Here is an 11,236-nt window from a genome sequence, read left to right as displayed (position 1 = left end):
CCTCGCCGCACGCCTCGACGCACTTGTAGCAGAGGATGCAGCGGCTGTAATCGCGAACGTACATCTCGTCGTGGATTTTCACCGGCTGAGCGACCGTCCTCGCCTCGGCGCCGAACCGCTCCGCGTCCACGTCGTAGCGCTCCATGAATCGGCCGATCTCCTCGCCCGAAAGCGAAAGATCCACGGAGGAGGCGAGGAGCTCGAGCACGAGCTTTCGGCTGTGCCGGACCCGCGCGCTGTCGGTTTGGACCTTCATCCCGGACTCGGCCTTCCGCGAGCAGGCGGGAACGAGCGTTCGCGATCCCTCGAGCTCGACCACACAAACCCGGCAGACGTTGACGGGGGTGAGGTTCTCGAGAAAACACAGCGTGGGGGTGGCGATTCCCTGGGCACGACATGCATCGAGCAGCGTGGCGCCTTCGGGGACGCCCACGGGTTGGCCGTCGATCGTCAATTCGATGCGGCGTTCGTTCATGGCGTCTCGTCCAGGAGACCTCGTTTGAGGGCCGATAGCACGGCGCTCGCCGCGGTATGGCCGAGCCCGCAGATCGAAGCGTCGCGCATCACCTGGGCGAGCTCTTCCATGAGCGCCACCTCGCGCTCGGCGCTGCCGTTCGCGACGTTCGCGATGTATCGGTGGAGCGCCTCCTCCTGCCTCACGGTCCCGACCCGACAGGGAACGCATTGCCCGCAGGACTCGTCGCGAAAGAAAGCCGCGATCCGGCGCAGGATCTCGGGCATGGGAGCGCCATCATCGAAAACCATCACCACGCCCGATCCGATTGCCGCGCCGATCGATCGGGCGCCCTCGAACGTGAGCGGCACGTCCAGCTCGTCGGGGCCAACGAAGCTGCCCGCGGCACCTCCAAGCAGAACCGCCCGGAGCTTTCTGCCGCCCGCGACGCCTCCCGCCTGCTCGATCAGCTCTCGCAGCGTCACGCCAAACTCCACCTCATAGAGTCCGGGCTTGGGGACGTGTCCCGAAACGCAGAAAAGCTTGGGCCCGGTCGAGCCTTCGGTTCCTCTCGTGGCAAAAGCCGGGCCCCCTTCGAGAACGATGTCCAGCACGTTCACGAGGGTCTCGACGTTGTTGACGAGCGTGGGCTTTCCAAAGAGTCCCACCTCGGTGGGAAAGGGGGGCTTGTTCCTCGGCTCGCCACGGTAGCCCTCGATGGAATTGAACAGCGCCGTCTCCTCGCCGCAGATATAGGCGCCGGCCCCGCGCCGGAGCTCGACGTCGAAGGAAACCCCCTCTCCCATCACGTCCTCTCCCAGGAATCCTCGCATGCGCGCTTTCTCGATCGCGTTCCGAAGACGCGCGGCCGCGTGAGGATACTCGGCCCGGATGTAGACAAAACCCTTTGCGGCTCCGACGGCGTAGCCGGCGATGGTCATCGCTTCGACGACCGCGAAGGGGTCCTCTTCCATCACGATGCGGTCCTTGTAGGTCCCCGGCTCGGACTCGTCGGCGTTGCAGATCACATAATGGGGACGAACCGGAGCTTTGGCTACGGCCTCCCACTTGACACCCGCGGGAAAGGCGGCGCCACCGCGGCCGAGGAACCGAGAGTCCTTGACCTCGCGAAGCACGCCGCTCGGCCCGAGCTCGATGGCACGCCGCAACGCCTGGTAGCCTCCGTGCTCGCGGTAGTCGTCGAGACTTTCCGGGTCGCATATGCCGATGCGCCGGAGAAGCCTTCGCCCGTAAACCGGGGGTCTCGGCATTTCCCGTCGTTTGCCAGCGAGGCCCTCGCGAACGCCCCCTTCAGTAGCGTGGACGAGAGTCCAGTCGTCTTCCCCGGCACACTGGAAGAGGACCGCGGGACCGCGCTCGCACTGGCCGAGGCACGGGCTTCGATGGACGGCGTTCTCGTGCGCGAGCTCTTGACAAAGCTCGTCCGCGCCGACGAGCTTGCAGGCGATGTCGTCACAGACGTGCGCCACGCGCTTCGGTCTGCTTTGGGTAGCGAGAAGGGCATAGAACGTCAGGACGCCATAAGCTTCGGCGGGTGGCACGGTGAGACGCCGGCAGATGTAGCCCAGGGCGCCTTCGCTCACCCAACCGATCTGATCCTGAACGCCGTGGAGAGCGGGAAGGAGGAGATTTCGTTTTCCTTCGATCTCAGAGACACCGCCTCGAACGACTTGCTCCTCGACGAGGATTTCCTTCGGCGGACCGAGCACCGCGTCCACCGCTCGGCGCTCCTCTTCGGTTGGTTGGGCCTCGGGTAGGCGCAGATCCATCAGGCTTTCTCGATGCGGATGGCCGTGGCCTTGAACTCCGACGTGCCCGACTTCGGATCCCAGGCCTCGATCGTGAGCCGGTTCGTGTCGACCTCGTCGGGAAAGTGAAGCGTGAGAAACGCCAGGCCGGGGGGCAGGTTCTCGTCGAAGCGCACCGGAGCCTCGATCTCGCCGCGCCGCGAAGCGATACGAACGCGGTCCCCTTCGCTAACGCCGTAGCGGGCCCCATCCGATGGTGACAGATCCAGCGTTTCGCCGTTCCGAATGGGCGATGCAAAACCGCCGCTCTGAACTCCCGTGTTGAACGAATCGAGCCTTCGCCCGGTCGTGAGCCGGATGGGAAACTCTTCGGTGAGCTCGTCGACCGGAGGCACCTGCTCGACGACGTAAAATGGGGCCCTGGACCCCTCGACGGGCCTCTTCCAGAGCCTCCCGTGAAGGAAGGGACTTCCCGGATCGTTCTCGTCGCGGCAGGGCCACTGGATGCCGCCGAGCTTTTCGAGCCTCTCATAGCTCATCCCCGCGTGAAGCGGCGAGAGGCTGCGGAGCTCGTTCCAGGCCTCCTCGGCGGTGGGAGTCTTCCAGTCGTGGCCCATGCGGCGCGCGAGCGAGCAGATGATCTCGATGTCGTCCCTGGCTTCCCCCGGTGGCTCGAGAGCTTTGCGGACCCGCTGAACCCGGCGCTCGCTGCTCGTCACCGTGCCCTCGGTCTCCGCCCAGGCCGCGGCCGCGGGGAAGACGACGTGGGCGAGCTGCGCCGTCCGGGTGAGGAAAATATCCTGGACCACGAGATGCTCGAGGTTCGAAAGAAGCTTCAGCGATCGCTCGCCGTCGGCCTCTGATTGGGCGGGGTTCTCCCCGATGATGTAGAGTGAGGTCAAATCGCCGCGCTCCATCGCTTCGAACATCAAGGAAATGTGCCAGCCGGGAGACGATGGGACGCTTGCTTTCCAGGCTTTCTCGAACTTCGCGCGATGCTCGTCGGAGTCGACGTTCTGGAATGCGGGGAGCTTGTTAGGGAGAGCCCCCATGTCTCCTCCACCCTGAACGTTGTTCTGGCCTCGAATGGGAACGAGACCGGATCCCCATCGTCCCACGTGCCCGGTGAGGAGCGCGAGGTTGATGAGGGCGAGGACGTTATCGGTCGCGTTGTGGTGCTCGGTGATTCCGAGCGTCCAGCAGAGCTGGGCGCGGTCCGCCTTCGCGTAGACGTGCGCGAGCTCGCGAATCGCATCGCGAGGCACGCCGGTCGTCTCTTCCGCGTACTCGAGGGTGTAGGTCTCGACCGATTTCGCGTACTCGTCGAACCCGGTCGTCGCTCTCTCGATGAAGGCTTTGTTCTCGAGACCGGCGTCCAGGATTTCCCGGGCAACGGCGTTGGCGAGCGCGATATCGGTGCCCACATCGAGCCCGAGCCAGAGATCGGCCCACTGGGCCGACGCCGTTCGCCGAGGATCGATGGTGTACAGCTTGGCCCCGTTTCTGATGCCTTTGAGCACGTGGTGGAAGAAAATCGGATGGGCCTCGCGGGCGTTCGATCCCCACAACAGGATGACGTCCGTCTGCTCGAGCTCCTGATAGGAGCTGGTTCCGCCTCCGGCTCCGAAAACCGCCGCCAGACCGGCGACGCTCGGAGCGTGTCACGTACGATTGCAGCTGTCGATGTTGTTGCTGCCCATGACGACGCGCGCGAACTTCTGTGCCATGAAGTTCATCTCGTTGGTCGCCTTGGAGCAGCTAAAGAGGCCGAAAGCGGTGCCGCGGTGTTTTTCGAAACCCTCGGCGGCCTTGTCGATTGCCTCGTCCCATCTCGCGCGACGAAGCTCTCCACGGTCGCGAATCATCGGCTGCTGGAGTCTCGGATAGCTCTTTCCCATGGCTTCTCTCCAATTGAGAGTCTACCACGATGGTCCGCGTGCGCTTTGACGGTGTATCGTTCGGGGCCTTGGTGTCGAGAGAACTCATCATCGCCTCGTGGTGTGTTGCCGGGGTCGCTGCTTTCCTCGGGCGCGCGCTCGGTGCGCTCGCGCCCATCGCCGCGGAGATATTCGACGCCGGCGCCCTGACGGGACTGCAGTGGATGCTCCTCGTCGCCTGGGTAACACTCAACGCCTACGCCGAAGGCTATCGGGGTTTCCATCGAAGCTTCTCTCCCCGCGTGGTGGAGCGGGCGTTTCATCTCGGCCGCAATCCCTCTCCGATGCGCGTGTTGTTGGGGGCGCCGTACTCGATGGGGCTGTTCGATGCTCCGCGTCGCATCGTCGTGACGAGCTGGCTCCTGCTCTTGGGAATCGTTCTCCTGGTGATCTGGGTGCGTCGCCTCGCGCAGCCCTGGAGGGGGATCGTGGATGCCGGGGTCGTGGTGGGCCTCGGCCTGGGCCTCCTGAGCATCTTACTGCTATTCGTGCGCCGGGCGGCAAAACGATGGAGCGGGCCGGCGAGGGGCGAGTAGTCGTCTGCTCTTTTTCGCAAGCTCGGAGCGGGGCCCAGTTTGAACTTGAAAACGGATATCAATTTCATATAATGGGTGTCGATGACGAGCGACAGACTGTTGCCCCGGATCCTGCTCTTCTTGCCGCTCTTCTTGGGCGCTTCTCTGGTGTTCTTCCCCCGGGCGGGAGCGACCGAAGCCCAACGCGCCGCGACTTTCACCACCCCCACCGGGCTGGGAGCGGAGGAGCTTCTCTTCCTCCTGCAGTACGTCGGCACCGACTACGAGGGCGCGGTGGGCGGGGGAGAGATCCTCGACGATTTCGAGTATCGGGAGATGTTGGAGTTCACCCGGATCCTGGCGGAGGAGTACCCGAAGCCCGACTCGCCCGTCAAGCAAGGCCTCGATCGCTTGCGAGCGATGGTGTCGGAGCGCTCCGAGCCTCACGAGGTCGTCGCCCGCGTGCGGGAGCTCGTGGCGGCAATGACGCAGGAGCTTCACGTCGTGACCTATCCTTCGCGCGCTCCGAGTCTTGTCGACGGACGTCGCCTCTACGAGACCGCCTGTCGGCAATGTCACGGGGATTCGGGCGACGGGCTCGGCCCGTCCGCGGTCGACATGACCCCACCCCCGACCACGTTCCGCGGCGAGCGCATGCTAGGCGTCGCTCCCCATCAGCTCTTCAACGCCATCGGATTCGGCGTGGCGGGAACGGCCATGCCCTCTTACGACGAGACGCTTTCGGTGGCCGAACGGTGGGATCTGGCGTTTTACGTCATGACCCTTCGCGATGGATTCGCGCCATCGCCTCCGAACGAACCGCTTCCCATCACCGTCAAGGATCTCGCTACGCGGTCCGACGCGGAGCTCGCCCAGGCGCTCGAGGCGGCCCCAGGGGCTCTCGATTACTACCGCAGCGAGATACCGGAAACGCCCGAAGACGAGCTCCTCAGGCTTGCGCAACGGAAGCTCGACGAAAGCCTCGCCGCCTACGAGCGAGGGGAGGGCGAGAGCGCGGTTCGGCTGAGCCTCGAGGCCTATCTCGAGGGAATTGAGCCAACCGAAGCCACGTTGCTCGCTACCAACGCGCGTCTCGTTCGGAGCCTCGAGCGCTCGCTCGCGTCCTACCGCGCTTCGCTACGGCAAGGGGCGCCCGAAGAGGTGGTCGCGCCCCAGCTCGCGCGGCTGAAGGCGCTCACGGAAGAAGCGCGCCAGGAGCTGACCGATGCGAGCTCCGGACTCGGTTTCGTCTTCATGCAGTCGGCGACGATCATTCTCCGTGAAGGAATCGAGGCGAGCCTTCTCGTCGGGCTGCTCCTGAGCTATCTCACCGCGACGGGGCACCGGGAGTTCCGTCGTTACACGATCTGGGGCTCGGTCGCAGGCGTCCTCGTCGGGGTCCTGACCTGGCTAGCGGCACAGTTCGTCGTGGGCGTCTCGACGCTCCAGAGGGAAGCTCTCGAAGGACTCACGTCGCTCCTCGCCGCCGGGGTCCTGTTCTCTGTGAGCTTCTGGGTCATTCATAACGCCGATCTGAAGCGTTGGAAGAGCTACATCGAAGACCGCGCGAAGAGCGCGCTCGGTGCGGGCAGCGGCCTCGCTCTCGCTACGGTTGCGTTCCTCGCCGTTTACCGCGAGGCCTTCGAGAGCGTGCTCTTCTATCAGGCGCTCTTCCTCAGACACGAGACCGCGGGAGCCGCCATCGTGCTCGGTCTCGGCGCGGGGGTCCTGGTGCTTTTCGCCCTCGTCGTTCTGACGTTCCGGTACGGAAAGAAGATCCCGCTGAAGCCGTTTTTCGCCGTCACCGGAGTGCTTCTCGGCCTGCTCTCCTTCGTTTTCGCCGGCTATGGCATCGGCGAGCTCCAGAAGATCGGCTGGATCAAGGAGACCCCGCTTCCAGCGGTGCCGTACGTTCCGTTTCTCGAGCTCCAGCCAACCGTCGAGGGGCTCGCGCTGCAAATCGGGATCCTGTTGTCGTTCCTGCTGGCGTGGTTCATTTCCGGCGCCGCACAGCCGAAGCGAAGGCCCGAGCCGCAACCTGCGGCGTCTTAGCTCAAATCTAATCTCGTGGGGGTCTCGAATCCCTAGAGTACTCAATGCCGCGGCGGGACCCGCAATCGATCGTGCCGCCACGGCTCGGGGCTGCTTACGGCGCGGCAGGCGCGCCGGGCTCGCTCCGCTCGCGCAGGCTGGGCCGTACTTTTTCATCAGCCTGCCAGGTGTCGAGCTTTGTTATTGCCTTTTCCAGACGATCCGACCATCCACGAGCGTCATCAGGACCTCGGTTTCGAGGATCTCCGGTGGCGGGATCGTCAGGATGTCTTTCGAGAGAACGGTGAGGTCGGCAAGCTTTCCCGGCGCCAGCGTTCCCTTGACGTCTTCTTCGAAGGCCGCGTAGGCCGCGTTGATCGTGTAGATCTTCAGCGCTTCGAGACGGGTGAGCGTCTGGTTCGGATACCAGCCGTCGGGAGGGTTGCCGGATGCGTCCTGCCGGGTTACCGCCGCATGGTAACCCCAGAGCGGGTTCGAGTACTTGACCGGGAAAGCGGGAGTATCGGCGCTTGCGACGAGCATGGCCCCTGAGTCGACGAGACTCCTCCAGGCATAGGCGCCCCGAATCCGGTCGGGACCAACGCGAGCCTCGGCAAAACCCATGTCCATGGTCGCGTGGATCGGCTGCATCGAAGGGATGACGCCGAGCTCGGCGAAACGGGGGATATCCTCGGGGGCAATGACCTGAGCGTGCTCGATCCGATGTCGCGGCCGATCGGCCGGCCGCTCCTCCTGGGCTCGCTCGAAGGCGTCGAGCACGATGCGGTTGGCCCGATCGCCGATGGCATGTGCCGCCACCTGGTACCCGGCACCCATCGCTTTTCTGGTCACCTCGTACAGCTCGTTCTCATCGGCCTGCAACAAGCCAATCTCTTCCGGCGAATCGGCGTAAGGCTCGAGGAGCGCGGCGCCCCGTGCACCGAGGGCCCCGTCGGCGAAGATCTTCAGGCTTCTGAGCGTCAGACGTCCCTCGCCCAAGCCGACCTCCGGAGGATTCGCGATGAACTGCTCGAGGACTTCGCCCGCGTCGGGTATCTCGAACATGACGTTCAGGCGAATGTCGAGCTTGCCTTCCTCGAGGAGCTCTTTGTAGATTTCGATCTCCTCGTATCCGACGCCCGCGTCATGGACTTCGGTCAGCCCCATCGCGAGTGCGGTCGTGATACTGAGCTCGATGTCAGCTTTCCTCGACGCCCGGGTTTCTTGGGGAAGACGTCTCGAGACCAGGTCCATCGCCGTCTCACGGAGAAAACCGGTAGGCTCACCCCGGTTCGTTCGAACGATCTCACCCCCAGGGGGATCGGGTGTTTCCGTAGTGATGCCGGCGATACCGAGAGCCCGCTCGTTGACCCACGCCGCATGGCTCGCCATGCCGACGAGGTAGACGGGGTTGTCGGGCGAGGCCGCGTTGAGCTCGGTGCTGTCGGGAAAGCCCGACATTTCCCACATCACCGTGTGCCACCCTTGACCCGTCACCCACTCTCCTGGCGGCGTGCTCGCGATCTTTTCCTTCACCACGGCGACCGCTTCGCTCGGCGATCGCGTCTCATCGAGGAAGAGCTGCTTGGTTCGCTTTCCCAATCGGGGGAAATGCATGTGGGCATCGATGAGACCGGGAACTACGGTGGCGCCATCGAGATCGATGATCTCGGTCTCGGCTCCCGTGTGCGATTCCACGGCCCCGGCGGCGCCGACGGCCAGAATCCGGTTCCCCTTGATGGCCACGGCTTCGGCACGGGGCAGCGCTTCATCGACGGTGATCACGTTGGCGTTGATGAGGATCAAATCCGCGCTTTCTTGGGGCGCGCACGCAGTGATCGCAATGATGGCACCTGCCACGAGGGCGCCGCCGTGGCCGAGCCGTATGCCGTTCATGAAGGTCGAATTCTACCTCCGCGAAGCGCATCGAGGCGACCGGGCCGACGAGCTTGCTTCTTGGTCGGTCCTGTGATTCCCTAAATAGTCACGGAGGAAATCCTGAAAATGAGTTGGACTCGACGTGAGCTCCTCGCTCGCGGGGGAAGCGCCGCGGCCGCCCTCGCGCTGGCCCAGTCCCGCGTCATCTCGGCCGCGATTCCGCTCGCGCAAGGCGAGGAGGTCGTGCCGTTTCTCGACCAGCCGCCGACGCCTCCCGAAGCGCCGGGGCCCTGGCCCCTCGACGAGATCAGCATGCTCGACTGGCAGTCCCTCGATTCCTGGATCACGCCGAACGAGGGCTTCTTTCGTGTCGGCCACTACGACAAACCGGTCCTGGACGAGAGCGACTGGAAGCTCGAGATCACCGGGCTCGTTCGCAATCCAGCCACCTATCGGCTCGCCGATTTGAAGGCGATGCCGCGGAAGGAGGTCACGTTCACGCTCGAGTGCTCGGGGAACAACGGGTTCCCCTGGTTCTGGGGCGGAATCGGGAACGCACGCTGGGCCGGGACCCCGCTTGCTCCCATTCTCGAAAAGGCGGGTGTCGACAAGCAAGGCATCGAAGTCGTGTTCTACGGTGCCGACGAGGGCGACGAGGAGGTACGGGGTAACGTCACCAAGCAAAAGTTCGCCCGGAGCCTCTCCCTCGAGGACGCCACGAGCGCGGACAACCTTCTCTGCTACGAGATGAACGGCGTCTCGCTCGCGCCGCACCACGGCTTTCCCGTGCGTCTGATCGCGCCGGGCTGGTACGGCATTGCCAACGTCAAGTGGCTCACCCGCATCGATGTCAGCGACACGCGACACATGGGCCGCTTTATGGCCAAAGACTACGTCACCCTGCGCGAGGTCGATCGTGGGGGCTCCAAGGAATGGACCATGACCTCCGTCGGGCGATCGCGGATCAAATCGCTCGCGGCGAAAGTGACCAAGAGTGCCGCCGGCTATCGTATTCATGGCGCTGCTTGGGGCGCCCCAATCGAGCGCGTCGAGGTGCGTGTCGACGACGGCGACTGGACGAAGGCGACGATCGACGAAGGAGCGAACGAGCCCTTCGCCTGGAAGTTCTGGCACCTGGACTGGAGCCCATCGCCGGGGGAGCACACGATCGTCTCCCGCGCCATCGATCCAGGGGGAGACATTCAGCCGACGATGGATGACCCGAGCATCGCGGGGAAGAAGACTTACTGGGAGTCGAACGCCCAGCTCGTCCGTCGCCTCCGAGTCTGAGCAGTCGTCCGAGGATGGATCGCAGAAGCGCCCTGAGAGGAGCCGGCCTGTTCGCCGCGGGAGCGCTCCTCGACGGGTGCTCGTCACGTGGTGCGCCGAGGGCTTCGGGGCCTCCAGACGTTCCGACGCTCAAGCTCCCCAAAGTCACCGTATCGGAAGAGCGCATCATCCGCACCACCGTTGGACTGAGGCCGTTCCGACCGGCGGGGTTCCGTGTCGAGCGAGAGAATCTCGGACAGAAAATCATCGTTCACAACTACGGGCACGGCGGAGGCGGCCTCTCGCTGTCGTGGGGAAGCTCCTATCTCGCGGTAGAGAAGCTCTCCGAAGGGGGCAACGCTCCCAGCAAAGCTGCCATCATCGGTTGCGGCGCTCTCGGGCTGTCCACGGCTCGTCTCCTGCAGCAGCGCGGCACCGAGGTGACCATCTACGCCAAAGACCTGCCACCATTCACGACGTCGAACGTCGCCGCCGGGCAGTGGTCGCCATTCTCGGTCGCGGAGTTTCGACGAAGGACTCCCGAGTTCGACGCACAGATCGAGCGCGCCGCGAGGTTCTCTTATCGTTACTTCCAGGGCCTCGTCGGGAGCTATTACGGGGTTCGCTGGCTTACCAACTACGTTCTGAGTGACAGCCCGTTCGGGGGAAGCGGCGAGGCCGAGGGGATCGTCTTTCCCGAAACGCGCGACTTGTCTCCCGGGGAGCATCCGTTTCCAGTGCAGCACGCCCGCCAGTTCGTGACGATGCTCATCGAGCCCCATACGTACCTGGCTGCCGTCATGCGGGATTTTCAGCTCGCGGGCGGGCGCGTCATCGTGCGCGAGCTCAAAGACGTCGACGAGATACGGTCTCTCCCCGAGTCAGCGATCATGAATTGCACCGGGCTCGGCGCCAAGGCTCTCTTCGACGATCAGGAGCTGACGCCCGTCAAAGGGCAGCTGACTTTCCTCCTGCCGCAGCCCGAGGTCGAATACATCACTCTCCTCGGCGACCTGTACATGATGCCCCGCTCGGACGGGATTCTCCTGGGAGGGACCTTCGAGCGCGGCGAGTGGTCTCTCGACGTCGATGAAGAAGCCCTCGCGCGCATCGTCGAAGGACACAAGAAGTTCTTCGCCGAAATGCGCTCGTAGGGTCGAATCTCGCTGCTTCGTCCGTTTCGCGCGGGCTCGGGGTTCTCGCTCGGCGCAAAGACTTCTGTGGAACAACACCCCGAAAATCCGTGGTCTGCGGGACACTGCGCCTGAAGCCCAAATTGGAAATCCCCGCTCCAGCCATTTACGATGGGATCACCGGGAGGAATGGGATGCTCCTTTTATCCACTACAGAGCACACCTCGCACGGATAAGAAAATGAGCCTAG

At 64.2% G+C, this 11,236-nt stretch carries 8 protein-coding genes; 4 read left to right on the top strand and 4 right to left on the bottom strand.

Translation table 11 applies throughout. The features are described 5' to 3' along the window. The 3 genes from VEK15_13400 to VEK15_13390 all read right to left on the bottom strand — a co-directional run. A partial coding sequence (locus tag VEK15_13400) for a 2Fe-2S iron-sulfur cluster-binding protein (GenBank protein HXV61688.1) occupies positions 1 to 475 on the bottom strand: 475 nt, incomplete at its 3' end. Beyond that, complete coding sequence (locus VEK15_13395; protein HXV61687.1) at positions 472 to 2,244, bottom strand: NADH-ubiquinone oxidoreductase-F iron-sulfur binding region domain-containing protein; 1,773 nt, start codon at positions 2,242 to 2,244, stop codon at positions 472 to 474. The genes VEK15_13400 and VEK15_13395, both read right to left, overlap by 4 nt. After that, positions 2,244 to 4,121, bottom strand: a complete 1,878-nt coding sequence (locus VEK15_13390) for a molybdopterin-dependent oxidoreductase (GenBank protein HXV61686.1) — start codon at positions 4,119 to 4,121, stop codon at positions 2,244 to 2,246. The genes VEK15_13395 and VEK15_13390 overlap by 1 nt, the downstream gene beginning before the upstream one ends. Before the next feature lie 71 nt (positions 4,122 to 4,192). On the opposite strand from VEK15_13390, the gene VEK15_13385 reads away from it, so the two are divergent. Both VEK15_13385 and VEK15_13380 read left to right on the top strand, forming a co-directional pair. Beyond that, the gene (locus tag VEK15_13385; GenBank protein HXV61685.1) at positions 4,193 to 4,696 is read left to right on the top strand and encodes a hypothetical protein; all 504 of its coding nucleotides are present in this window, start codon (positions 4,193 to 4,195) and stop codon (positions 4,694 to 4,696) included. An 81-nt stretch (positions 4,697 to 4,777) separates the two neighbouring features. Beyond that, positions 4,778 to 6,727: a cytochrome c/FTR1 family iron permease gene (locus VEK15_13380; protein HXV61684.1), complete on the top strand. Its 1,950-nt coding sequence runs from the start codon at positions 4,778 to 4,780 to the stop codon at positions 6,725 to 6,727. Positions 6,728 to 6,907: 180 nt separating this feature from the next. Here VEK15_13380 and VEK15_13375 read toward each other — a convergent pair whose 3' ends face one another. Further along, a complete protein-coding gene (locus VEK15_13375; GenBank protein ID HXV61683.1) occupies positions 6,908 to 8,602 on the bottom strand; it encodes an amidohydrolase in 1,695 nt (564 codons plus the stop codon). A 108-nt stretch (positions 8,603 to 8,710) separates the two neighbouring features. Between VEK15_13375 and VEK15_13370 the strand changes: the two genes are divergently transcribed. Next, positions 8,711 to 9,874: a sulfite oxidase gene (locus VEK15_13370; protein HXV61682.1), complete on the top strand. Its 1,164-nt coding sequence runs from the start codon at positions 8,711 to 8,713 to the stop codon at positions 9,872 to 9,874. Between the two features lie 14 nt (positions 9,875 to 9,888). Further along, positions 9,889 to 11,007, top strand: a complete 1,119-nt coding sequence (locus tag VEK15_13365) for an FAD-dependent oxidoreductase (protein ID HXV61681.1) — start codon at positions 9,889 to 9,891, stop codon at positions 11,005 to 11,007. Positions 11,008 to 11,236 lie beyond the last annotated feature (229 nt).

The organism is Vicinamibacteria bacterium, assembly GCA_035620555.1.
Classification (GTDB): domain Bacteria; phylum Acidobacteriota; class Vicinamibacteria; order Marinacidobacterales; family SMYC01; genus DASPGQ01.
This window is presented reverse-complemented; position numbering and strand designations above follow the sequence as displayed.